The sequence below is a fragment of the Veillonella sp. DNF00869 genome (genome assembly GCF_001553345.1).
Classification (GTDB): Bacteria; Bacillota; Negativicutes; order Veillonellales; family Veillonellaceae; genus F0422.
This window is the reverse complement of the sequence record NZ_KQ960768.1, coordinates 1-24,766: the sequence shown is the minus strand read 5'-3', so window position 1 is coordinate 24,766 and position 24,766 is coordinate 1. Positions and strand designations below refer to the sequence as shown.

The window sequence follows — 24,766 nt, the reverse complement described above, 5'->3', positions numbered from 1 at the left end:
TTGTTCGGGGCACACCGTGCTCTTCTTGTGTTTGTTGTATTTAGGTAATAAAGAAACGCCACAGAGACGCTATCATTGGTAGTGTATCTTAAGGAATTGTTGCTCGTTTCTTACGTGGATTAATTTTGATACCACACGGAATGAACTCATCCACAGGTGGTCGTCACTTGTTTTGTTATGAAATCTTGTGGTGCTTGTTTATATAGCAAAGGAAACGAGCAACATATTCCTCCACAAACTGATACAGTGGTTAGGTTTGCTCCGGAACATGTTGCTCGTTTTTGGTGTTGTTTGATTTAGTCAATAAGGGCGCCGCAGGATCTTCTACGCTAGTGCTGCGTTCCTTATGGATAGATTATCTATTTTCTAAAAAAATATCTTTCAAAAGATAACGTTTTGCATAGTTTATGCTATAATGAAAATACAGAAGGGTCACCGACGTGAGTTGGGCTCATCTCTTCCTAACTATAGGAGGAGGTGGTACTATGACAAAGTTTGAAAAAATCTATTTAATGATTTTAATTTTAGACTTACTAGTACAAATCATTGATTTGTTCAAATAATTAATGATAACGCCTAACGACATAAGGTTTCCTAGACCTTAATACGTTAGGCGTATCTACTTTAGCACTTTAGAGATGAGCCTAACGCCTTCGACACGTTGGTGGCCCTTCTTTTTATTACATATAGTATACCATATTTTTATAGAAATTACAAAAATTGTTATGTATAACTCTCTGTTGCTATGAACGACATATGATATTGTTATGGTATACACATAAATGAATTTGTCAAAGCATAGTACAATCAAAAAGATCACGGTATTCTCCTCACAAATGATAAGTCATAGTATTTGGAGTACATCGTGATCTTCTTTTATGTTTTTGTATTAGTTATTATTGCTTTCATCGTCATCGCTAGGTGCCAACATGGAGTAGAAGGCCCAAAGTAGGATGAACCAGAATGGTGTAAACATGAGGGCGATGCGTGTGTCACTTTGCAATGCTAGTACGACCAAGATGAATAGGAAGAACGCTAGGATCAGGTAATTCATGAATGGGTACAGTGGCATTTTGAAAGTAGATTGCTTCGCCAGTTCTGGTCTTTGCTTGCGATATTTGAGATGGCATACGACGATGATGGCCCAAATATAGATAAAGCAGAATGTAGAGATAGATGTAATCATGATGAATACGCTTTCAGGCATGACATAGTTCAAGACTACGGTAAATAGTAAAGCTGCAGCGGAGAATAGTGTTGCCTGATAGGGTACAGCATGGTTCGTCAATCGTTTCATTCGACTCGGTGCATGTCCGCGTTTTGATAATGCGTAGATCATACGGCTAGTGGAAAAGATACCGGAGTTGGTAGCAGATGCTGCCGATGTTAGAACAACGAAGTTTACGATGCTCGCAGCAGCCAGGATACCCACTGCATTAAACACAGCCACGAAGGGACTAGAATTTGGATCTACTGCAATCCATGGGTAAATACTCATGATAATCGCCAGAGATCCAATATAGAATAGAATAATTCGCAATGGAATATTGTTAATGGCCATAGGGATAACTTTTTTTGGATTTTCCGTTTCCCCAGCTGTGAGGCCTACTAGTTCAATGCCTGTGAAAGCAAATACTACCATTTGGAAAGATAAGATAAAGCCCATGGTTCCATTTGGAAACCAACCGCCGTAATTCCATAGGTTATCAAAGGCAGCCGCTCCAGCATTGGTAGTGAATCCTGTAAGAATCATGATAAGCCCGATAATGATGAGTGATACGATGGCGATTACTTTTATTAAAGCGAACCAAAACTCCATTTCACCAAAGTGTTTGACCGCTGTCAAATTCATAACTAGTAATATGCCTAGTACGATGAGGGCCGGTATCCATTGTGGCATCCACGGTATCCAGTACTGCATGTACAAGCCGACCGCAGTTAAATCCGCCATGGCCAGTGAAAGCCAACAGAACCAATAGGTCCAACCAGTAATGAAGGCCGCTCGGTCACCTAAATATTCTTCTACAAAGTCAATGAAAGAATGGTGATTCAAATTGGAAAGCAATAACTCTCCTAAAGCACGCATCATGAAGAAACAGATAATACCTGTAATCAGATACGTGAGGAGGATAGAGGGGCCCGCTAAACTAATAGATCGCCCAGAGCCGAGGAATAAACCTGTACCGATAGCACCACCGATGGCTAATAATTGAACGTGGCGATTTTTAAGACCACGCTTTAACTCTTGTTGCGAGTCCGTCATAGTAAAACCTCCTTAAACAATATAAACTTTTATATTTGATAATAGTAAACTATTTTCTATAGAATGTCAATTAATGCTAGTAAATTACTATGGTTAGACAGTAAAAAGGCTTTCATGTATTTCTAAGAAATACCTTTGAAAGCCGATTACGTGTATTTAATATCTTAGCGTATGCTTAAAAATAGATTACATTCTTTTATATAATCTCATGATTTTATATATTTTTTCTAGAGGATGTAGACAATAGCTTGTATATATATTGTAGTAGCATATATTCATCTATAAGAAACCTATCTGATACATTCAACTTTGAATCCCAATAGTGATGAGTAGATATAAGAAAAGAAAGACTGATACAGTATATATCTTAATAGCAAGTTATACTAGATTGCTATGGAAGTCCTCTAGGATGCGTTGAGCCACGCTTTCAGGAGTACCAGTGTTCAGAACTTGTGCTTGACGGAATCGTGTATATAGGGGAGCCCGTACTGTGTACAATTCTTGCAATCGTTCTATGCCACCAGAGGAGAGAACACGTCCCGTTGTATCTAGCTCTTCTAAGGGGCGATAAATTTCATATATTCGTCCATTTTGACGAAGGGGGGCATAGTTTTCCGGTATGGTGATAGCACCACCACCAGTAGAGATGATCAAACCTGTCTGTTTACCCACATCGGTGATAATTTTAGACTCTATGGCGCGGAATGCAGGTTCACCGTGGGTTAATATATAATCACTAATGGAACCGACTTCCTCTATTATGCGGCTGTCGATATCTACTAGTGGTCGTCCCGTTAACTTTGCTAAAGCTTCACCAATGGTACTTTTACCAGATCCGGGCATACCGATGAGAACAATATTTTCTTGGTTTCGTCGGAATTGTTTGTATAGGCCTGACAGGATACTTTCATCATAGGTGCGATGTAAAAACAAAACGCTAGCCGCCATGGCTTGGGCTAATAGAAATACAAGGCCATTCACATGGGGTATATTTAAGTATTCCGCTTCTATTAGAATGGCAGTACGATGTGGATTGTACACCAAGTCGATAACACCTTCTAAGTGAGTGAAAGGGGCTAATCGAATGCTTTGGTCAGGACAATGAGGATACATACCAACTGGAGTACAGTTGATAATTACCTGTGCCCGTTCATAAAATTGTGTAATGTATTCATATGTAGGAAAGTGATGACGGCTGATATGGGTAATAGAGGCGGCGCCTAATTTTTCTAATGCCACGTGCACTGTATTGGACGAGGCTCCATCACCTAAAATTAAACAATGTTTATGTATTACTTCTATACCAGACCAATCTAAGGTGGCTAGAAAGCCCTCATAGTCTGTATTGGTTCCATACCAAGAACCATCTGCTTGGCGCACCATAGTGTTGACACAACCAATTGCTTTTGCAATATCACTGATGCGATGACAAGCCTGTAAGGCATTGATTTTATAGGGAATAGTAATATTTAAGCCTTGCAAGTCAGAACGATTAAAAAAATCTTGTAGTTGGTCTGGTTCCATTTCAAATATGTCATAGGATGTATTTCCTAAGGATTGATGAATCATAGGGGAGTAGGTGTGGCCCAAGGTGCGGCCTAATAATCCAAACATTTACACCTCCAAGGCGGGATGACTGAAATGACGGAATACACGTGGATCATGTTCCAGTACAAAATCTAAGATGACAAGAGCCGTTAGAGCTTCTACTACAGGAACGGCACGTAGCGCTACGCAAGGGTCATGGCGACCTTTAATTTGTAATACTTCAGCACTATGGTTACTGAGGGATACTGAGTTTTGCTCATGATAAATGGACGGTGTGGGCTTAATCCCTACTTGCATCACAAGGGGCATACCGTTGGTAATACCACCTTGGATGCCACCGCTGTTATTGTTTTTGGTACGAACACCTTCATCAGTGATGATGAAAGGATCGTTTTGCTCACTTCCACGGGATGCACAGCCAGGGAAACCAGACCCAAAGGAAATGCCTTTCACTGCAGGCATGCCGAACAGCGTAGCGCCTAAGCGATTTTCAATACCATCATAATTGGGATTCCCCATGCCAACAGGTAAACCTGTGGCAAATACTTCTACGATGCCACCAGTGGAATCGCCCGATGTTTTTAACTCCAATACAAGTTGCTCTGCTGTATGACGTTGCACAGGGTCTAACATAGGAATCGCTTCAGTGCTGATACTAGCGAGCTTGTCCATAGGTGGGTTAGTATAATCGATAGATGTATCTGGGACAGTGCCAACTTGTGCTAAGTGTGCACGCACATGAATGCCGATGGATTCTAATAGTTGTATAGCAATGCCACCAGCTACGCAAACAGGGGCTGTTATGCGAGCAGAGAAATGACCGCCCCCACGCATATCCACATACTCACCATAGCGCATGCGAGCGGTGTAATCTGCATGAGATGGGCGTGGCACATCTCGTAGGTTATCGTAATCCCCACTTCGTTGTGATGTATTTTTAATTGTGAAAGCCAAAGGAGAACCGCTCAGTCTTCCTTGTACGATGCCTGATTGAAACTCAGGGATATCTGCTTCTTTTCTTTGTGTTTGTAATTGATGTTGCCCTGGAGCTCGTCGTTTTAGAAAGGCTTGCAAGGTTTCTAGATTGACAGGAAATCCACAAGGAAGTCCGTCTACAACTCCGCCAATAGCTTGACCGTGAGAGGCACCGAAGGTGGAGACTTTCACAGTACGACCGAAATAGGATGCCATAATTACTCCTTACTTGTTAAATACATTTATATAGTATGTGTCTGCCCACCTAATCGTTTCCAGTCTTCAAAAAAGTGAGGATACGACTTACTGATGGCTTCACTGTCTTGCAAGATTATAGGGGAGGTAGCGATGAGTGCGTTTAAGGCACCAGCCATGACGAGGCGATGGTCATTCACACAGTCTACAGTGCCACCATCAAGCGTACCTGTTCCTGTAATATACAGGTTATCCCTTTCCATGCGCACGATACCACCAGAATCACGAACAAGTTGTGCCACCGCTGCTAAACGATCTGACTCTTTCAATCGAAGGCGAGCTCCATTGATGAAAGTAGATTCTTCTTCTATGGAGCAAGCTAAGCTAGATAAAATAGGTAACAAATCTGGCATTTGTTCTAAATTTACATGGATTGGCTTATGTGCTTTGCCAGTGATCGTGATAGTAGATCCATTCCACGTACAAGTGACACCAGCGCTTTCTAAAATGGAAAGAATCCGTTTATCTGCTTGTACAGAATCAGAACGTAAACCTGTGACAGAAATAGATTGTCCTGTCATAGCGGCTGCTACTAGCCAAATGGCACCATTAGACCAATCTCCCTCGATTGGATATTGCTCATTGCCGTGGAAGTGTTGCTTCTCCTCGATAGTAAAACTTGGATATCCTTCCTCCGTGGAAACTTCTGTTACGTGTACACCAAAGTCTTTCATCGTTTCTATGGTTAATGTCACATAGTCTTTCGATTGCAGTGGACTTGTGCAGTTCACAGTTGTTCGTCCTAGCTGTGGTGCAGCTAATAACAGTCCAGAGAAAAACTGGGAACTGACGGAACCTGTCATGGTGAAGGTACCACCTTGTAGACGACCTGTCATAGTGAAAGGCGGTGCATCTTGTGAAAAGGATACGCCGTGGTCTTTCATTTCGCTCAACAATGGTTCTAGTGGTCGTTCTGGTAGACGTCCTTTGGCATCTACTTTCACAGTGTCACAAATCGAGGCGGACACAGGTAAGAGTAATCGCAATGTCGTACCTGATTCGTGTGGTAATACTTGTCCTATAGAAGGGGGAGGACCTGGAGTAATATGAGCCACACCATTTTCATAGGTAATCGTTGCACCAAGGGCTCGCAAGGAATCCATGGTAGCATCAATGTCCTTGGAAGAGTGGGAAATTAAAATTGAGCTAGGACTCGTGGCAAGGGCAGCTGCAATGAGTGCCCGATGGGCATGAGCCTTAGCCGGTATAGATGGGATTGTGCCACATAAGGGCACATTAGAAACATGTTGCATAGGAATCCTTTCTGTTATGGTTGAGCTATCACCATGAGGTGATAATTACAAGTATAACTATAAAAGGTAAGTATAATTTGTTTAATATATCATACATAGTAACTCTAGAATGGGTGTATATCATAATTAGTTAAGTATACTAACTATAACACATTGAGTTATATATGACAGTAGGTAGCAAGTTCTTGGAAGGTCACTTCCTTTAGTACTGATGCGCCATAATCCGTAGGAACTACGATGGTAATGGAAGAGCCAGAGGCTTTTTTATCATGACTGGCTTCTTCTAAAATTACATCTTTTGAAATCGTCGTTGTGGTGGGTAGTTCATGGGCCATTAGCAACTGTTCAATACTAGAAATGATGGTAGGGTCTAGCTCTTCGTTGGCTACAGCACCTTTTGCCATGATGAGGAGGCCCAAAGCAACGGCATTGCCGTGAGGGATGGTAAAAGCACTACCGTGCTCGATACCATGTCCAAAGGTATGACCTAAGTTCAACGTCGCACGAAGGCCGCTTTCCTTTTCATCTACTTCCACCACATGGGCTTTGATGCGCACACATTGAGCGATGACAGTATCTACATCTTCTGGATGTTGTAAGATTGGTCGTTCTCGAAGTTGATCTAGTAACTCTGGATGGTCTAAGAAACCATATTTGATGATTTCCCCACATCCATTAATCCATTCCTCTTTAGGTAAGGTAGAAAGTGTTTCTGGATCACAGAGAACGAGGATAGGTTGTATAAAAGCACCCCATAAATTCTTACCACACTCTAGGTTAACAGCTGTTTTACCACCTACAGAGGAATCGACAGCAGCCAACAGTGACGTAGGTACTTGTACATAATCGATACCCCGTAAGTAGGTGGCAGCAGCAAATCCAGCTAGGTCGCCGACGACGCCACCACCTAAAGCAATAATGAGGTCTTTCCGAGTCAATTTTGCATTTCCTAATGTTTCTACTAGGTCCATGAGACGATGGCCGTTCTTTTCACTTTCACCATGAGGAAACGTGTAGGTATGAACGGTGTAACCTGCCTGTTGTAGGGAATCTGAAACAGTAGAAGCATAGAGGGGGCCCACATTGTCATCAGTAACAATCATGACGGAACAAGCAGCTTTGATGGAGTGTAAGTACTTACCAATGTGAGGCAAGCTATTCCGCTCGATAATCACATCGTAAGAAGTGGAGGCTTGAATATGAATTGTATCCATAGGAGTGACCTATTTATGACCTAATGCGTCACGAAGTGTGAACACTTGGTTTGCCAAAGTAGCGAATTGCTCTGGGCGTAAGGATTGAGGACCATCACACAGTGCTTTTTCTGGATTGTTGTGAACTTCAATCATTAAACCATCAGCACCGCCACCAACGGAGGCTAAGGACAAGGAGGGAACCACACGGCTCATACCTGCTGCATGGCTTGGGTCCATAATGATTGGCAAGTGGGATAACTCGTGCATCATTGGAATAGCAGTGACATCCAATGTGTTACGAGTGCGTGTTTCGAATGTACGAATACCACGTTCGCAAAGAACGATTTGTTCGTTACCTTCGCTCATGATGTATTCTGCAGCCATTAACCATTCTTCGTAGGTTGCGCATAAACCACGTTTTAATAAGATTGGCTTACGCAATTTACCTACTTCTTTTAAAAGGTTGAAGTTTTGCATATTGCGAGCGCCGATTTGTAACATATCTACATTGTCGAAGTATTCTAATTGAGAAATATCCATGACTTCTGACACAATAGGTAGACCAGTTTCTTTTTTAGCTTCTTCTAATAAGGCTAAACCACTTGGTCCCATGCCTTGGAAAGAGTATGGAGAAGTACGAGGTTTGAAAGCGCCACCACGAAGAATGCCAGCACCAGCCGCTTTTACAGCCTTCGCTACTTCGATAACTTGTTCTGGTGTTTCTACAGAGCAAGGGCCTGCGATGATAGCAAAGTGACCGCCACCGATTTTTGCATTTCCTACAGTAACCACCGTATCTTGAGGATGGAATTTACGATTTGCCTTTTTGAAAGGCTCTTGGATACGCATAACCTTTTCAACGTATGGAAGGGATTCAATGGTGCGTAAATCGACACGGGATGTATCGCCTATCAAACCGATGATATCTTGTTGTTCTCCATGTACTGGATGTAATGAAACGCCAGTGGCTTCTAACTGTTGACGTAGTTCTGCAATTTGTGCTTCTGTTGCTGTAGTGTGTAATCGAATAATCATAAGATCCTCCTAAAAATCTTAATATGTATAGGCATTTGTGAGTGGTGGTATAGGAAGATATATAAAAAGGGCTACCCGCCTATACCTAGTACGGGTAGCCCTTACCACTATTTAAAGCCACTCAGTGATGATACCTAAATTAGCGTAGCTCAAATAGTTCTTTACCCGTAGTTTGGATAAAGAACCAAAAAAATGTATTTGCATTTGTTGTAGCTAAATTGGCTTGCTTCATCATTGTAGTGACTCCTTTCTTTCAATAATTGCGTTTAGTATACTCCATTCATTTAAGTTTGGCAAGAAAAAAATTCAAATTGGGATCAAAATTAGGATCAAATGCAAAAAAGGATTATCAACAGCAGTGAGAATTAAATATTCTTATAATATCTGCATAAAAGATATATGATAATTTTATCAATTATAACTAATTGGTATAATAATACTTTACTATATAAAGTATGCATAATAGCATATTTATAGGTATATAAGTATGTACGAAGTATAAATAACAATGTATAATGACAGTAGTTTATTGATATCTATTATTGATTGTGGAGGCTTTTATGAAAATTACACGTCATGTATCAGCAGTGATGGCTGCATTAGTAGTAACAGGAATGTCTTATTCCGTAATGGCTACAGATATTACTATGTATAGTGATAAAGCAGAAAACTTAATTGGTTTATCGATGGGCTCTCAAAAGCAAACGGAACCTGACGTTAAGCATATAGAAGACACGTTGACCGTCAATGTACATGGTAAAAGCTTGATGGAAATGGAGAACGGTAAAAGTAAAAGTAAAAATGTAGCAGGGATTTTTATTGGATACGGATCTCAATTGACCATAGATAAAGATCTCATTGTACGATTAAAAAATGATGCGCCAGCATCTAAGCGTGAATTGGGACATTATTATATGAGTGCTGTCTATTCTGGTCTTGGTGGTAAGGTGCCACATCATAATGATAATCCTAACAGAGACTATGGTGATAGCAATATTCATGTGAAAGGCAATGTAGATATTGACGCTGTGGGAGTAGGATTACAAGCTAATCACCGAGGCCATATTATCGTTGATGGCGGTGGTCGTATTATAACGCATCCTGTTACAACGTCAGATATCTATTCTGTTGTGGCAGAAGAGGGCGATGTATATGTGAATGCAGGTACCGATGGTAAACACCCAGGTACGAAAGATTTAGTGGCTATTGGTAATGTAGGGTTAATTAATAAAGATTATGGTGATAATCCAAATCCTAATGAAGCGCCAGCAAATATAGGACTAGCTTTTACAACCTCTAACTCTAAGCTTACTGGTGCTGTGTTAAATGAATATGCTGAAAGTAATAAAAATCCGCATAATTCTGGTGCCGATATCTATTTACAAAATGGTGCTACTTGGAATAATGAATGGATTGGTATGGAACGACCTACACCAAAAAAACCACGTCCATCAGGAGATGATGCAGCCTACTTATATAAAGGCAGTAAAGTTCGTAATCTTGTAGGTGGTGTAAATCTAACCTCAGCAGGTATTATCCATCCTATCGATGCTCGTCCTATTACGATTCAAAACTATAGTGGTTTTGTAAATGCTGATTATAAAACAGGTGCGCTAGCGAGCGAAGCTGGCAATGGACAAATCATAATTCAACATGCCGCTGATCATAGCCACATCACTGTACAAGGTGATAGTGCTAAGAATTTGACTGATGATGCAAGTTATCGTGCAGAAATGAAATCGTTAGCCACTAAATTACAATATACTGGGAATGATAAGAAACTAGCTGCTGCTGTTCAAGTTAATGAAGGTATTACAAGACCGGCTGCTATGACGGAACTTGGTACAAATGCATTTGATGCACAAGGTAATCTTGTCGTTACTGATACCGCGACGGTAACACATGCTAGTGAATCTTCCTTGGTAAGTGGTGCGAAATCTGCTCTCACATCTACAGCGATAGCTTGGCATAATACTACGAACGATTTACAACGTCGTTTAGGGGACCTTCGTTTGACTAATACAAACCAAGGTGTATGGGCTAAATACATTGGTGGCAAATCTAACATGACAAATGGTGCTGATGCTCATATGACATATAATGGTGTACAAGTTGGTTATGATCATAAGGTATCCAATGGTTGGATTTTTGGTGGCGCTCTAGATTACAGTACGTCTAGTAATTCCTATGCCGTTGGCAACGGAGACAGCAAAACCGTTGGTATTGGGTTATATGGTACAAAACAACATGATGATGGACGTTACTTAGATATCATCGCTCGTGGAAACCGCTTATCCAATACTTACAAACTTCATTCACTAGGGGGACATCAATTGAATGGGGAGTATCATACATTTGGTACCTCTTTAAGTGCTGAATACGGTAAACGTATTAAACAACAAAATGGTTTCTACGTGGATCCTAGTGTAGAATTTATTATAGGTCGTTTGAATGGCGTATCCTATGATGCTAATCTTGTTGGTGGTGGCTCTATGCATGTGAAAGCTGACGCTGTTAACTCTGCTGTAGGTCGATTGGGTCTTGGCATTGGTAGAGAAACAGAAACATCCAACATCTTTGCAAAACTCGCATTGGCTCATGAATTCTCTAGTAAGGTCAATACGACATATTCCGCGCCAGGTAATCCAACAGTACATACAGAACTTGATTTGAAAGATACATGGCTTGATGCTGAAATTGGAGGCTCCTGGAGCGTTCGTCCAAGTACATATGTATATGGTACATTCACTAAAAACTTTGGTGCTACTATAGACACTACATGGCGTATTGATGCGGGAGTACGGTATAACTTCTAATTAAATCTTGTACTAATAGTCCTTATAGCGTATGCTGTAAGGACTATACGAGATTTATCATTCAGTAGAGCTGCGTTTGACTTGAAAATTTAAGCGTTGAATACATATAAAAAAGGCTTCTCAAAACTTGAGAAGCCTTTTATTTGGTGCGCCTAGCAGGAATCGAACCTGCGCACCCGGTTCCGGAGACCGGCGCTCTATCCCCTGAGCTATAGGCGCGTGTATACCGTTAAAGTATACCATGAAATAATGGTCAGTACAATAGGGAACCTCATGGTGAAGGATTGAAACATATAGTGCTCTATCATACTTTGATATACAAACCGATGCCCAGTGTGATATAATATACTAATTCGCATAATACATAACAAGATTTTAAAGGAGGACCCTTTCATATATGCAAATTAAATTTGAAGATTTACAAATTAGCGAACCCATTTTACGAGCTTTAAATGACATGGGATTTGAAGAACCAACACCGATTCAACGTGAAGCCATTCCAGCGGCGAAGTCCGGTCAAGACATGATTGGTCAAGCACAAACTGGTACTGGTAAAACAGCTGCCTTTGGTATCCCAGCGTTAGAGCAAGTGGATCCAACAATCCAAGATCCACAAGTATTGATTCTTTCACCCACACGCGAATTAGCAATTCAAGTGGCGGAAGAGTTAAATAAAATGGCGCAACATACTAACATTCAAGCCTTACCAATCTATGGTGGACAAGATATTGGACGTCAATTCCGTATGTTGAAAAAACATCCACAAGTGATTGTAGCGACACCTGGTCGTTTAATGGATCACATGGAGAGAAAATCTATTTCTTTTGACCATGTAAAAGTTGTCATTTTGGATGAAGCGGATGAAATGTTAAACATGGGCTTCGTAGATGATATCAATAAAATTTTGACAGCTGTTCCAAAAGAGCGTCAAACATTATTGTTCTCTGCTACAATGCCAAAAGCAATCCAAGAGTTGGCAGAAACATACTTAACAGAGCCAACATTAATCCGTATGAAACCAACACAAGTAACAATGGATTTAATCGAACAATATTATATCGAAGTACAAGATCGTCAAAAATTTGATGTATTGTGCCGTTTACTAGATATCCAAGCGCCAGAATTGGCTATCGTGTTCGGTCGTACAAAACGTCGTGTAGACGAAGTAACAGAAGCATTGAAAAAACGTGGTTACATGGCAGAAGGTATTCATGGTGACTTGTCTCAACAAAAACGTGACTCTGTGATTCGTCAATTCCGTGAAGGTACTATCGATATCTTAGTAGCTACAGACGTAGCGGCTCGTGGTTTAGATATTAGTGGCGTTACGCATGTGTATAATTACGATTTGCCACAAGATCCTGAAAGCTATGTACACCGTGTCGGTCGTACAGGTCGTGCTGGTAAAGCGGGCGTGGCAATGACATTCGTTATTCCACGTGAAATTGAGCATTTACATGCCATTGAACGTTTGACAAAACGCAAGATTGCTCGTCGTAAAGCTCCATCTTTGGGAGAAGTATTAGAAGGACAACAAAAAATTGCCGTAGAGAAATTGATTGCTTTAGCAGATAATCGTGAAGAATTAGCAAGCTATCGTTCTAGTGCAGAAGAATTATTGAATGATATCGATTCTGTTACATTATTAGCAGCTGCTTTGAAATTGTTGACAAAAGAGCCAGATACAACTCCTGTTAGCATTACAGAAGAAGCGCCACTTCGCATACGTCGTCGCCGTGACAGTGGACGTCGAGATGGCCGTCGCCGTGATGATCGTCGTAGAGATGGTCGCCGTCGTGATGATCGTCGTGACGGAGATAGAAGACGTTCCTCTCGCGATCGTAGTCAACGTTCCAATAGTGGAGAGCGCCGTTCTCGTGATGGACAAAAACAACAAAAGCATCAAGGTAGCGGTTTCAAGCCGTATTTTAAAGAATAATTTCGTTAAGTAACGATATTTAAAATTAAACAATTCTGATTATTGTTTGGGAATGAACTTTCTGATATAATACAGTTAGAGTAGTAGTGTTTTAATCTCACAGTTAAGCTTCCAAGTGGAAAGGATGTGCTTTATGGATATTGCACAAAAATTGCGAGAAGAAGGTTATAAAGTAACGCCACAGCGTATTGCCATTTATAATGTTCTTTACGCAGAAAACAACCATCCCACTGCGGAAATGATCTACCAAAGTTTGCGGGAAGACCATCCAAGTATGAGCTTGGCGACTGTATATAAAACGATGGAGATTTTTGAACGCATTGGTATAGTTCGTGTCTTAGACTTGGGCGATGATTGTAGCCGATATGATTGGGATACAAGAAATCATCCACATGTACGTTGTACAATGTGTAATCGTATTAATGATTTGCATGATGTACAAGTAAATTGTCTAAGAGAAGAAGTGGCACGCCACAGTGAATATGAAATTACAGGACTTCATGTGTCTTTTGAAGGCATTTGTCCAGAATGTTTGCGTAAAAGCTCACATTAACAGTAATGGAAACCATCTAGTCTTAGATTAGAAACAGATGAATAGGGGATAATTGCTTACATAAACAATTATCCCCTATTTTCTATGTAACTGTATATGTCGTAGAAGGTTACATGATATACTTAAAAGTAAGAAAATGAATCAGTAAGAGAAGGAGTTATACATGAGTCAATTAACAATTGGATGTCATTTATCCATTAGCAAAGGATATTTACATATGGGAAAAGAGGCGCTGTCTATTGGTGCCAATACATTTCAATACTTTACGAGAAACCCTCGTGGTGGTAAGGCACGTGCTTTTGATGAAGTAGATATGAAAGCCTTAGATGCTTTCCTGAAAGAACATCAATTTGGTAAATTATTAGGACATGCACCATATACTTTAAATGCATGTGCCGCCGATCCAGGGCTCCGTGAGTTTGCTAAAAATTCAATGCGTGAAGATTTGGAGCGGTTGGAGTATTTACCTGGACATTTATATAACTTTCACCCTGGTAGTCATGTGAAGCAAGGCGTAGACCAAGGCATTGAATACATCGTAGATATGTTGAATGAAGTGATTTTTCCAGGTATGAAGACGACAGTTTTATTAGAAGCTATGGCAGGGAAAGGGACCGAAGTAGGTCGTAATTTTGAAGAATTAGCGCGCATCATTGACGGCGTGAAATATAAAGAATATATCGGAGTTTGTGTAGATACGTGCCATATCCACGAAGGCGGTTACGACATCATTGAAAATTTAGATGGCGTTTTGGAGGAGTTTGACCATTTTGTAGGCTTAGACAGAATCCATGCGGTGCATTTGAACGATTCCAAAAATCCGAGGGGAGCCCATAAAGATCGACATGAGAAAATTGGGGAAGGCCATATTGGCATTGAGGCCATTGCTAATTTCATTACCCATCCAAAATTACGTCATTTACCATTTTATCTGGAAACGCCAAATGAACTAGATGGATATGCGAAAGAAATTTCTATCTTACGGGAGATTTACGCAAACGAGGTGTAAGTATGCGCATACTACATACAGCAGACTGGCATTTAGGACGACTATTTTATAACGAACATTTAACAACGGACCAAGCCCATATATTGGATCATCAATTTTTCCCTTTACTGAAAGAAGAACAGATTGATCTGGTGGTCCTCAGTGGGGACGTTTTTGATCGCTCAGTGCCACCTATTGAGGCCATTGAGTTATGGGATTCAGTTTTGCATCGATTAGCATTTACAGAAAAAATTCCAATGGTGGCTATTTCTGGAAATCACGATAGCGGACCACGCTTAGCGATGGGTCACAGTGCTTGGGAAACTCATGGTATCCATTTGTTAGGCCATGCTCACCAAGGGATAAATCCCATCTCTTTCCAAGATGCGTATGGTCAACTCGATGTATGGGCATTGCCCTACGGAGAGGTGCGTGATATGCAAAGTGCTCTGAATCGGCAAGGTGTTGGAAATGAAAAGATAGAAATAACAGAGCATATCGAATCTGTTAAGGCATCTAAAAAACATAGAACGCAATGCGAATCGGCAGATTTATTTGCCTCTTTAAGTAATGAAGATATTGTAAATTTAGACAACTCTTCGTATAAAGGTAATGATGAGATTTCTGTTGTCGGTACTGCGGAATGTGCGTTAGGTGTTGATACAAATAAATATAATTGGACTATCGCAGATGCCTATGAACATTGGTCATATTATGCGAAGCGTTGCTCTAAAGGACACCGCAGTCTTTGTATGGCTCATGCTTTTGTGGCAGGTGGTGCTGAAAGTGAGTCGGAACGGCCTCTGTTAGTAGGAGGTTCTGGGCAAGTTCCAACAACGGTATTCAAAGATTTTACATATACTGCCTTAGGTCACTTGCATAGACCACAACGGATTGGGGTGGACCATATTCGCTACAGTGGATCTTTGTTGACCTATTCCTTTGACGAGGTAGGGTATAGTAAAAGTTTCACTATCGTTGATATAGACAGCAAAGGAGCTACAACAATCAGTGAGATTCCTATTGTAGGTCGCCGCCAATTTGTGAGGCTGACGGGATATTTTGACGATTTGCTTGCAGATGAAAGTCTTCATACACGGCATCATAATGATTATGTGGAAGTACGATTGTTAGATACGGCACCTGTAGTGGACGGAATGCGCCGCTTGCGAAAGGTATTTCCATATTGTATGCGATTAGAATTAGTAGGTCGTATGGAAGTGGTGCGAGATACAACAGGTGCTAAACGATTCAAGGAATTAAATGAGAAAGATTTATTTGCCCAATTTGCTAAGGAAGCTCGTAATGAAGAACTTTCACAGAAAGAATTAGAGTATATGGAAGGTTTGTGGCATCGTGTATTAAGGGAGGAAGAAGCATGAGACCCTTACGATTAGAAATGACTGCCTTTGGCCCGTATCCTAAGAAAGTAATCCTTGATTTTGCCGTATTGGCAAATCAATCCATGTTTTTAATTACGGGTCCTACAGGGGCAGGAAAAACAAGTATATTAGATGCCATTGTATATGCCCTATATGGTCAAACCAGTGGTGGCCTTCGTGATGGATCTGATATGCGTAGCGATTATGCAGATGCTACTACACCTACATCAGTGGTGTTTGAGTTTCAAGTAGGTGATCATCGATATAGGATGGAGCGAACTCCAAAACAAGAATTACAGAAAAAACGAGGCACTGGTACAAGAACGGTATTAGCAACTGCTTCTATCAGTGAATGGATTGATGAAGAATGGAAATTACTCGCTACAAAAGCCCAAGAAATTCGTGACTATGTACAACAGATCATTGGATTTCGTGTAGATCAATTTTTGCAAGTTGTCCTATTACCGCAAGGTGATTTTAGAAAATTGTTAGTAGCCCCCACATCAGAACGGGAAGTATTGCTACATACGATTTTTAAAACCTCTGTGTATAAACGCATGCAAGATGTATTGAAGGAAGAATTGACTAAATCTACCGTAGGGATTCAAGATACATTGCAAAAGGTTGAGTTTTTATTGAGTACCTACACAGTAGATACGTTACAGGACTTAGTGGCATTGACGGAAGAAGAACGTGCTGTATTAGGGATTCGTGAAAAAGAACGTAAGGAGAAACAGGAGCAGTGCGATGTTTTGCAAACAGCCTATGCTAAGTACGAAACCTATGCCAACCTAGTATCGCGCAAAGATCAATACAGTCAAGCCTTGTCTACTCATCAAGAAGGAGAGTCGGCGCATCTTGCATTAGGGGAGGCTATTAGCCGTTGGGAACGGTTGCAAGAAGTTCGGAGGTCTATGAAAGACTATGAGAAATTGCAAGATATTTTCAGAACGGACAATGAAAAATTAGAAGCCTTGAAAACATCGTTGCAGTCCGTGGAAGGAAGTTTACAAACCTTAGAGTCTAAGTGGAAACAGCTAATAGCTCAAGAGGAAACGTATGCAAAGCAACAAGAGCAATACCACCAATTACAGGCCTTGCAACAAGAGGTGGAGTGGTATGGCGAACTTGTGACAAAAAGGAATGATATAGAGGCTTCGAAAGCACAGCAAGTGGAGCAACAACAGGCTCTACAACAGGAGGTAACTACAAGTCAGGCAGAGCTGGAGTTGCATCGTAAAACATTAGAAGGTATAAAGACAAAGTTACAAAATTATGCTTCCTTAGGTGAGGAAAAATTATGTACCAGTGAACTGCGGAGTTGGTGGGATTCTTTAAAGGGGGTTGTTAACAAACTCCAAACTGCTTGGGATACTAGAAACCTTCATAGTCAACAGTTGGAGGAAGAACGACAGGTCTGCAAGACGCGTGAAGGTCTATATCATCATAATGAGCAATTATTACGACAACACCAAGCCTATGAAGTGAGTTTGCAAGTGGAAGATGATTCGCCGTGTCCTGTTTGTGGTTCCTTAGAACATCCACAACTAGCACAAGCCCCGTCGGAAGACATTGTTAGAGAAACGGTAGATAGATTCCGCAGAGAGTTCCAAGCTAGTCAAACACAGGTGGCAACGATAGAAACCAAGCTAAGCCACAGTGAAGAAGAAGTAGAACGATATAGTAAAGAATGGAATCGTTTATGTGAAAGCTATCCAAATGTAACAGAAGGTGTGCAAAGAAAAGCTATTATTCACTTGGGGAATATGTTGGAATCGGCTATACAGGTCAAGGACATAGATAGGGTAGCTGAACGCCTCCAATGGTGGAAGGTATCTGCAGATATAGAAACTATAGACCAAGCGTTTAAAACGATACAAAATGAGTTAGTTGTTGCTGAAACCACTAAAGTAGAATTGGAAGAAAGATTAGAAACATTACATAAGGCAATACAAGTAGAAGAAGCTAACTTTCATACAAAACAACTGGAACTGACTACTTTAGCTGGTCAGATAGAGACGATTAAACAAGATGTTCACCACATGACAACAGAAATGCATCGTATTGAAAAGAGTATAGCTCCTTTTACGGTGGAAACGTATACGGCTGAGGTGAAAGATCTCGCAGATTCTCTGAAACGGTATGAAGCGGACCGTAAAGAGGTAGAAGCCGTGCGTCAAGCTAGCCAAGAACAAAAGGTGGCGCTCATCACAGAAATAGGGACTATTAAAGAACAACAGGATCGCATGGCGCAGGATATAGAATTCTTGGACAAGGAAATCGAGCAAGTGTTAGCAGCGGAATCTCTTACCATTGATGCATTTAAACAGGAATCTCATGCATTTGATAAATTGCCAGCATGGAAAGAAACCTTTAGTGTCTATAACAACGAAACATTGCGACTAAGCTCTCTGTTAGAAGAAGTGCGAAGTGATTTAGCCAACTATACTACAGTGCCAGAGGAAATAGCCAAGGGTGCTGTGGAAACAATAGAACAGGAATTAAAAGAATTGGGGGAAACTATTGGTACCCTGAAATCTCAAGTTCTAGCTAAAGAAAAGACAATACAAGAAATTACTGGGTTGGAAGAGTCCACTAAAGTATTGTCGGACCGTCGGGCATTTATCTTCGGCTTAGCCGATTTAGCCAATGGCGGTGATTCAGGTATGAAAGGGGTCAGCTTTGAACGCTATGTACTAGGTGCTATCCTGGAAGAAGTGTTGTGTGCGGCGAACTTACGACTTCATGATATGAGTCGTGGTCGCTATCGATTGGAACGATCGGTAGAAGAAGGAGGTCGTGGCGCACGGGGGTTGGATATTGCTGTCTTTGATGCCTATACAGGGGCAAGCCGCCCTGCCAATACGTTGTCTGGAGGAGAAACCTTTTTAGCGTCCTTAGGTTTAGCTATGGGATTGGCGGATGTCATTCAATCTTATGCGGGAGGTATTCATTTGGATACCATGTTTATTGATGAAGGGTTTGGAACTTTGGATCCAGATACCTTAGATGTGGCAATGGAAACACTAGTAGCATTGCAATCCCAAGGACGATTGGTAGGCATCATATCTCATGTGCCAGAATTACAACAACAAATTGGTGCACACTTGGTGGTGATAAAAACGGATGAGGGAAGCAGGGCCTACTTTCAAGTGCAGTGATTGTATTCCCGTAGTACCTATGTTAGAATAATACTGTTATTTACTAGGAATTAAGGAGGAAGTATGAAATTTAGCTTTGCTCATAATAATATTAACGTGAAAGATTTGGATACAAGTTTATCCTTTTATAAAGACGCATTAGGGTTAGAAGAAGTCGGTCATATCGATGGAGAAGATGGATCTTTTAAAATCGTCTATTTAGGGGATGGTATCAATCCGCATCGATTAGAATTGACATGGCTACGTGATTGGGATCGTCCTTATAATTTAGGGGATAATGAATTCCATGTGGCATTTTATGTAGATGATTATGCAGGAGCGTTAGCAAAACATAAGGCTATGAACTGCGTTGTCTATGAGAATGAAGCGATGGGCATTTATTTTATTGCTGATCCAGATGGATATTGGACTGAAATTATCCCAGCAGGAGCCTATTAATATGGAACATATGTTAACGCGCTTACAATGGTTGGTAGGAGAAGAAAAAATTAAAACCCTACAAGGTAAAAAAGTCCTTCTTTTTGGATGCGGTGGAGTAGGCTCCTTTGCCCTAGAAGCATTGGTTCGTTCTGGCGTAGGGCATATAATTATTGTCGATGGTGACAAAGTGACGGTGAGCAATATTAATCGTCAGCTTATTGCTTTGCCTAGCACGGTAGGTCAACGTAAAGTAGAGGTCGCAAAAGAGAGAGCCTTAGCAATCAATCCTAATCTACATATTGAGGCTTATGATATGGTATATACCGGTGAAAGCCATCCTACTTTCATTGCCGATATTAATCCGGATTTTGTCATTGATGCCATTGATATGGTAAGTGCTAAATTATCTATCATCGAAACGTGTTATAATAGAAATATACCTTGTATATCTTCTATGGGAACAGGTAATAAAATGTGGCCTGATCAATTGAAGATTACAGATATTAATAAGACCCATACATGCCCATTGGCGAAAGTTATGCGTAAAGAATTGCGTCGTCGTGGCATTAAAAAGCAAACTGTATTATTCTCTACAGAACAACCGATGACACCGAACCGAGATGACGATTCAAGAAGTCCAGGTTCCTGTGGATTTGTTCCTTCTGTAGCAGGATTGCATTTAGCGGGTCATGTAATTAGAACTTTTTTGGAGGTACAGTAATGAAAAAAGCAATTATTCATATGGAATACGGTGACATTGTTATCGAATTATTTGAAAATGAAGCTCCTGGTACAGTAGCTAACTTTGAAAAATTAATCAAAGAAGGTTTTTATGATACTTTGAAATTCCATCGTGTTATCCCTGGTTTTGTGGCTCAAGGTGGTTGCCCAATGGGTACTGGCGTAGGTGGCCCTGGTTACACAATTCCATGCGAAACTAAAGATAACCCACATAAACATGTTCGTGGTGCTTTATCCATGGCACATCGTGGACCTAACACAGGGGGTAGCCAATTCTTTATCGTGTATGAACCACAACCTCATTTAGATGGCGTTCATACTGTATTCGGTCAAGTCATCGAAGGCATGGATGTAGTAGATAAAATTCAACAAGGTGACCGCATGCAAACTGTTGAGGTAGTAGAAGACTAATGGCAGGAATCAAACGCTATCGTATTGAACATCCTGAATGGTTACAAGTGAAAAAGGATGGGAACTTTTCCTATGGGTATGACCAAGAATGGTACGAAGATGCTTGGAAACGGTTAGCAGGTTGTGGCCCTACAACGGCGACACAAGTGATTTCCTATGTCCTCTTTCGCGATGGTCATTTATCACTAGAAACTGTAGCAGACGGAGACCAAGCTTTGGTACGCATGAATCAAGTGTGGGAATACGTGCGCCCTCGCTATGGTGGGGGGCTCTATAAAAGTACTTGGTGGGAACAAGGTGTCAACCAATATATGGCAGATAACAACTTGTCTTATAATGTGAAACGATTGCCGATTTTCCCTCTGAAAGGAAGCGTTTATACGGTGGAAGAAGTAACGGCTTTCATACAACGTGGACTGGAACAAAATTGTCCTGTTGCTTTTTTAAATCGTCATCGTGGACAGGAAGAAGGCCTATCTACATGGCATTGGGTTCCTATCGTATCTATGCAAGTTAATCATGATGACACACGATGTGTTGTCTATGATGAAGGTATGGAACGAACTTTTTCACTACGCCGTTGGTTACGAGATAATTTACTGGGTGGAGCTTTTTTATACATCCAGTCACAATGTGAGGAGTAAGAAATGACACAATGGATTAAAGAATTACAGTCCCCTCATCTTGCATTATGCGCAGAAGTGGATGAAATTTTATATTCTGGAAAATCCGACTTTCAAACCATAGAAGTCGCTCATAGTTTAGAATATGGTAATATGCTTGTGTTGGATGGTGTGTTTCAAACGTCAGAACGAGAAGAATTTGTGTATCATGAAATGATGAGCCACATTCCGTTATTCTTGCACCCAAACCCTAAGCATGTATTGATCATTGGTGGCGGTGATGGTGGCGTGGCTAGAGAATGTGTACGCCATAGCTGTGTAGAAACATTGACAATGGTAGAAATTGATGGTAAAGTAGTGGAATTGGCAAAACAATATTTGCCATCTATTGCTGACGCTATGATTCGCCAAGATCCAAAATTGACGGTAACCATTGGTGACGGTATTGGTCATGTAGCGGGAAAAGAAAATTTCTATGATGTGATTATCGTAGACTGCTCTGACCCAATCGGACCTGGTGAAGGTTTATTTACAGAAGAATTCTACAAAAATACATATCGTGCCTTGAAGGAAGATGGTTTATTTGTACAACAAACAGAATCTCCAGTAATGCATCAACAACTAGTATCTGATGTATTCTACTATGTAAATAAACATTTCCCTGTGACTCGCCTATATACAGCATTCATTCCGTTATATCCAACAGGTATGCATTGCTTTACTATGGGATCTAAGAAACATGACCCATTAGAATGGGATCCAAATCGTGCCCAAGATTTTACAACTAAATACTATAACTATGGCATCCAAAAATCTGCATTCGTATTGCCAACATTTGTAAAACAATATTTACAAGCTCGAATTGCAGAATAAACTCTTTACCTAGGAGTGCTATAGTGAGTGACGTACTAGCACTTTCTTTGTGAAAGTGCTAGTTTTGCGTATGAGTTATACAACCGAATAGGGCAAGTTTATAAATAATAGGTAAACGCATGATAATTTTGTCATTAAGTAGATATATCAAAATACAGTATCTAAGTGCAGCTAGTTAAAAAACTTGTTGAAACTATGGAGCTAGAAAAATATTTGTGATACATGGTATTGAAATTCCTAGTAAATAGGTATACAATAAAAACAATATTGTATTTACAATGAAACATATAATATATTTTATTCATGTGAATTAACAAAAGGGGAGACTATAATGAAACAATATGACTTACTCGTTATCGGCTTTGGGAAAGCAGGTAAAACATTAGCTGCCACATTTGGCAAAGAAGGAAAACAAGTCGCTTTAATTGAACAAGATCCAGCTATGTATGGTGGTACATGTATCAACATCGGATGTATCCCTACAAAAACGATGATTGTTGGTGCGGATAAAGGCAAAAGCTACGAAGCTGCAAAGGCAACTCGTGATACAGTAGTAGGAAAGTTAAATGCAAAGAACTTAAACATGTTAACATCCAATCCGAATGTAACAGTGTATACTGGTCATGGTAAATTTACTTCCAATAAAGAAGTAGAAGTAACAACAGCAGATGGTGTGGAAACATTGACAGCTGAAATTATCATCATCAACACAGGGGCTACTAATGTAGTACTTCCAATTTCAGGTTTATCTACATCTAAATTTGTATATAACAGTACTGAGTTGCAAGCGTTGCCTACATTGCCAAAACGATTAGGTATCATTGGTTGCGGTAACATTGGCATTGAGTTCGCTAATTTATACGCACGTTTAGGTGCTGAGGTGACTGCTTTTGAAAGTAGCGATAGAATCTTAAAACGTGAAGATGCAGATGTAGCTGCGTTGGCGCAACAATATTTAGAAGAAGATGGCGTTCGATTCCACTTTAACGCTGTCACCAAAGAAATTAAAAACGTAGGTGATACTGTAGTAGTAGTGACTGAGAGTGGAGAAGAGTTCGTTTTCGATGCGTTGTTACATGCTACAGGACGTAAAGCGAATACAGAAGGTCTTGGCTTAGAGAATACGGATATTCAAGTTCGTCCTAATGGCTCCATCGTAACAGACGATACATTAATGACGGCTGTTCAAAAGATATTTGCTGTAGGTGATGTAAACGGTGGACAGCAATTTACTTATGTATCTTTAGATGACTTCCGTATTGTAAATCGTGTATTACATGGGGATGAAAGTTATAAGTTAGGGAATCGTGCACACGTGCCATATTCTACTTTCATTACACCTGCTTTATCCCATGTAGGTTTACATGAAGAAGAAGCGAAAGCACAATATCCAAGTGCTGTGACAGTGGCATTACCAGTAAATAATATGCCGCGTCATGCAGTAAACCAAGATCCACGCGGTGTATTTAAATTAACAGTTAACAAAGACACTGGTTTAATTCTAGGAGCTACCTTATTTGGTAAAAACTCTGAAGAGTTAATTAACATTATTAAAATGGCCATGGACAACGATATTAAGTATACATACTTACGTGACCAAATCTTTACACATCCTACAATGGCTGAAAACTTAAATGATTTAGCTAAATTAATTTAAGAAGACAGATAGTATATACACAATAAGGTCAACTGATATGTGATGTAAACTATTAACAGAGATAATGATACCTTAAAAGAATATAGAGAATAGAGAAAGTTAGGAAACCCTTAACTTTCTCTATTTAGTTATAAAATGAAAGAAAAATGAAAAAAGGGGTTTACATGTAAAAAGTTTTTTGATATACTTTAAAAACATCAGCGATAGAGCAATAATTTTATTACTTTGTATCGAAGATGAGATATGATAGCAGTTAAAAAAGTTTTTTAAAAAGTGGTTGACACAAAAAAAATTAACTGATATACTAAATATCGTTCTAAGGCACGACAGTGCTAAACAGAATAAATATCCTGTGGTGGGTATGGTGAAGCGGTTAACACGGCGGATTGTGGCTCCGTTATGCATGGGTTCGATCCCCATTACTCACCCCACAACACAGGGGTGTAGCCAAGCGGTAAGGCATCGGACTTTGACTCCGACATGCGATGGTTCGATCCCATCCACCCCTGCCATTTTATGACCCACTAGCTCAGTTGGCAGAGCACCTGACTTTTAATCAGGGTGTCCCGCGTTCGAGTCGCGGGTGGGTCACCATTTACTATTCATATAGTATAAGGATATTGATGATCTTTGAAAACTGAACAATGAAAGGTAATTACTTCGAAAGAAGTAAACAT

18 protein-coding genes and 4 tRNA genes are annotated in these 24,766 nt (G+C 40.4%); 15 read left to right on the top strand and 7 right to left on the bottom strand.

What is annotated here, in order from left to right; translation table 11 throughout:
* Positions 1–889: 889 nt before the first annotated feature.
* From HMPREF3032_RS03205 to aroF, 6 genes are all read right to left on the bottom strand, one after another.
* The gene (locus HMPREF3032_RS03205) at positions 890–2,263 is read right to left on the bottom strand and encodes an amino acid permease (protein WP_062401811.1); all 1,374 of its coding nucleotides are present in this window, start codon (positions 2,261–2,263) and stop codon (positions 890–892) included.
* 378 nt (positions 2,264–2,641) lie between these two features.
* Entirely contained in the window at positions 2,642–3,877 is a 1,236-nt protein-coding gene (locus HMPREF3032_RS03200) for a shikimate kinase (RefSeq protein ID WP_062401808.1), read from the bottom strand.
* Entirely contained in the window at positions 3,878–5,002 is a 1,125-nt protein-coding gene (gene aroC / locus HMPREF3032_RS03195; RefSeq protein ID WP_062401805.1) for a chorismate synthase, read from the bottom strand.
* A gap of 26 nt (positions 5,003–5,028) precedes the next feature.
* On the bottom strand, positions 5,029–6,294 hold the full coding sequence (aroA, locus tag HMPREF3032_RS03190) for a 3-phosphoshikimate 1-carboxyvinyltransferase (protein ID WP_062401802.1): 1,266 nt from the start codon (positions 6,292–6,294) through the stop codon (positions 5,029–5,031).
* Positions 6,295–6,452: 158 nt separating this feature from the next.
* Complete coding sequence (aroB, locus tag HMPREF3032_RS03185; protein WP_062401799.1) at positions 6,453–7,508, bottom strand: 3-dehydroquinate synthase; 1,056 nt, start codon at positions 7,506–7,508, stop codon at positions 6,453–6,455.
* Between the two features lie 9 nt (positions 7,509–7,517).
* Entirely contained in the window at positions 7,518–8,525 is a 1,008-nt protein-coding gene (gene aroF, locus HMPREF3032_RS03180) for a 3-deoxy-7-phosphoheptulonate synthase (protein WP_062401796.1), read from the bottom strand.
* Between the two features lie 560 nt (positions 8,526–9,085).
* On the opposite strand from aroF, the gene HMPREF3032_RS03175 reads away from it, so the two are divergent.
* Positions 9,086–11,341 (top strand): autotransporter family protein, encoded by a 2,256-nt coding sequence (locus tag HMPREF3032_RS03175; protein ID WP_062401794.1) that lies wholly within the window; start codon positions 9,086–9,088, stop codon positions 11,339–11,341.
* Positions 11,342–11,485: 144 nt separating this feature from the next.
* Here HMPREF3032_RS03175 and HMPREF3032_RS03170 read toward each other — a convergent pair.
* Positions 11,486–11,560 (bottom strand) — tRNA-Arg (locus HMPREF3032_RS03170).
* Between the two features lie 178 nt (positions 11,561–11,738).
* Between HMPREF3032_RS03170 and HMPREF3032_RS03165 the strand changes: the two genes are divergently transcribed.
* The 14 genes from HMPREF3032_RS03165 (at position 11,739) to HMPREF3032_RS03100 (ending at position 24,683) form a co-directional block, all read left to right on the top strand.
* Positions 11,739–13,280 (top strand): degradosome RNA helicase CshA, encoded by a 1,542-nt coding sequence (locus HMPREF3032_RS03165; RefSeq protein WP_062401790.1) that lies wholly within the window; start codon positions 11,739–11,741, stop codon positions 13,278–13,280.
* 133 nt (positions 13,281–13,413) lie between these two features.
* Positions 13,414–13,833 carry a Fur family transcriptional regulator gene (locus HMPREF3032_RS03160; protein ID WP_062401787.1) on the top strand — a complete coding sequence of 140 codons (420 nt, stop codon included), beginning with the start codon at positions 13,414–13,416 and terminating at the stop codon, positions 13,831–13,833.
* A 163-nt stretch (positions 13,834–13,996) separates the two neighbouring features.
* Positions 13,997–14,842: a deoxyribonuclease IV gene (locus tag HMPREF3032_RS03155; protein WP_062401784.1), complete on the top strand. Its 846-nt coding sequence runs from the start codon at positions 13,997–13,999 to the stop codon at positions 14,840–14,842.
* Between the two features lie 2 nt (positions 14,843–14,844).
* Positions 14,845–16,203: an exonuclease SbcCD subunit D gene (locus HMPREF3032_RS03150; protein WP_062401781.1), complete on the top strand. Its 1,359-nt coding sequence runs from the start codon at positions 14,845–14,847 to the stop codon at positions 16,201–16,203.
* Entirely contained in the window at positions 16,200–19,364 is a 3,165-nt protein-coding gene (locus HMPREF3032_RS03145) for an AAA family ATPase (RefSeq protein ID WP_062401777.1), read from the top strand. Before HMPREF3032_RS03150 ends, HMPREF3032_RS03145 begins: the two co-directional genes overlap by 4 nt.
* Positions 19,365–19,427: 63 nt before the next feature.
* Positions 19,428–19,802: a VOC family protein gene (locus tag HMPREF3032_RS03140; RefSeq protein WP_062401774.1), complete on the top strand. Its 375-nt coding sequence runs from the start codon at positions 19,428–19,430 to the stop codon at positions 19,800–19,802.
* A gap of 1 nt (position 19,803) precedes the next feature.
* A complete protein-coding gene (locus HMPREF3032_RS03135) occupies positions 19,804–20,505 on the top strand; it encodes a tRNA threonylcarbamoyladenosine dehydratase (protein WP_062401772.1) in 702 nt (233 codons plus the stop codon).
* Positions 20,505–20,936: a peptidylprolyl isomerase gene (locus tag HMPREF3032_RS03130; protein ID WP_062401770.1), complete on the top strand. Its 432-nt coding sequence runs from the start codon at positions 20,505–20,507 to the stop codon at positions 20,934–20,936. Before HMPREF3032_RS03135 ends, HMPREF3032_RS03130 begins: the two co-directional genes overlap by 1 nt.
* Positions 20,936–21,580 carry a hypothetical protein gene (locus HMPREF3032_RS03125; RefSeq protein ID WP_062401767.1) on the top strand — a complete coding sequence of 215 codons (645 nt, stop codon included), beginning with the start codon at positions 20,936–20,938 and terminating at the stop codon, positions 21,578–21,580. Before HMPREF3032_RS03130 ends, HMPREF3032_RS03125 begins: the two co-directional genes overlap by 1 nt.
* A 3-nt stretch (positions 21,581–21,583) precedes the next feature.
* Positions 21,584–22,432 (top strand): polyamine aminopropyltransferase, encoded by an 849-nt coding sequence (gene speE, locus HMPREF3032_RS03120; protein WP_062401763.1) that lies wholly within the window; start codon positions 21,584–21,586, stop codon positions 22,430–22,432.
* Positions 22,433–22,763: 331 nt separating this feature from the next.
* Positions 22,764–24,089, top strand: coding sequence for an FAD-containing oxidoreductase (locus HMPREF3032_RS03115; protein WP_062401760.1), 1,326 nt, complete (start codon positions 22,764–22,766; stop codon positions 24,087–24,089).
* A gap of 355 nt (positions 24,090–24,444) precedes the next feature.
* Positions 24,445–24,520: transfer RNA gene (locus tag HMPREF3032_RS03110), tRNA-His, on the top strand.
* A 6-nt stretch (positions 24,521–24,526) separates the two neighbouring features.
* A tRNA-Gln gene (locus HMPREF3032_RS03105) sits at positions 24,527–24,601 on the top strand.
* A gap of 6 nt (positions 24,602–24,607) precedes the next feature.
* Positions 24,608–24,683: transfer RNA gene (locus HMPREF3032_RS03100), tRNA-Lys, on the top strand.
* Positions 24,684–24,766: the final 83 nt, after the last annotated feature.

Excerpts from the sequence above, each read along its gene's own strand:
- HMPREF3032_RS03205 (WP_062401811.1), bottom strand. The coding sequence starts at position 2,263 with ATGACGGACTCGCAACAAGAGTTAAAGCGTGGTCTTAAAAATCGCCAC.
- HMPREF3032_RS03200 (WP_062401808.1), bottom strand. The coding sequence starts at position 3,877 with ATGTTTGGATTATTAGGCCGCACCTTGGGCCACACCTACTCCCCTATG.
- aroC (WP_062401805.1), bottom strand. The coding sequence starts at position 5,002 with ATGGCATCCTATTTCGGTCGTACTGTGAAAGTCTCCACCTTCGGTGCC.
- aroA (WP_062401802.1), bottom strand. The coding sequence starts at position 6,294 with ATGCAACATGTTTCTAATGTGCCCTTATGTGGCACAATCCCATCTATA.
- aroB (WP_062401799.1), bottom strand. The coding sequence starts at position 7,508 with ATGGATACAATTCATATTCAAGCCTCCACTTCTTACGATGTGATTATC.
- aroF (WP_062401796.1), bottom strand. The coding sequence starts at position 8,525 with ATGATTATTCGATTACACACTACAGCAACAGAAGCACAAATTGCAGAA.
- HMPREF3032_RS03175 (WP_062401794.1), top strand. The coding sequence starts at position 9,086 with ATGAAAATTACACGTCATGTATCAGCAGTGATGGCTGCATTAGTAGTA.
- HMPREF3032_RS03165 (WP_062401790.1), top strand. The coding sequence starts at position 11,739 with ATGCAAATTAAATTTGAAGATTTACAAATTAGCGAACCCATTTTACGA.
- HMPREF3032_RS03160 (WP_062401787.1), top strand. The coding sequence starts at position 13,414 with ATGGATATTGCACAAAAATTGCGAGAAGAAGGTTATAAAGTAACGCCA.
- HMPREF3032_RS03155 (WP_062401784.1), top strand. The coding sequence starts at position 13,997 with ATGAGTCAATTAACAATTGGATGTCATTTATCCATTAGCAAAGGATAT.
- HMPREF3032_RS03150 (WP_062401781.1), top strand. The coding sequence starts at position 14,845 with ATGCGCATACTACATACAGCAGACTGGCATTTAGGACGACTATTTTAT.
- HMPREF3032_RS03145 (WP_062401777.1), top strand. The coding sequence starts at position 16,200 with ATGAGACCCTTACGATTAGAAATGACTGCCTTTGGCCCGTATCCTAAG.
- HMPREF3032_RS03140 (WP_062401774.1), top strand. The coding sequence starts at position 19,428 with ATGAAATTTAGCTTTGCTCATAATAATATTAACGTGAAAGATTTGGAT.
- HMPREF3032_RS03135 (WP_062401772.1), top strand. The coding sequence starts at position 19,804 with ATGGAACATATGTTAACGCGCTTACAATGGTTGGTAGGAGAAGAAAAA.
- HMPREF3032_RS03130 (WP_062401770.1), top strand. The coding sequence starts at position 20,505 with ATGAAAAAAGCAATTATTCATATGGAATACGGTGACATTGTTATCGAA.
- HMPREF3032_RS03125 (WP_062401767.1), top strand. The coding sequence starts at position 20,936 with ATGGCAGGAATCAAACGCTATCGTATTGAACATCCTGAATGGTTACAA.
- speE (WP_062401763.1), top strand. The coding sequence starts at position 21,584 with ATGACACAATGGATTAAAGAATTACAGTCCCCTCATCTTGCATTATGC.
- HMPREF3032_RS03115 (WP_062401760.1), top strand. The coding sequence starts at position 22,764 with ATGAAACAATATGACTTACTCGTTATCGGCTTTGGGAAAGCAGGTAAA.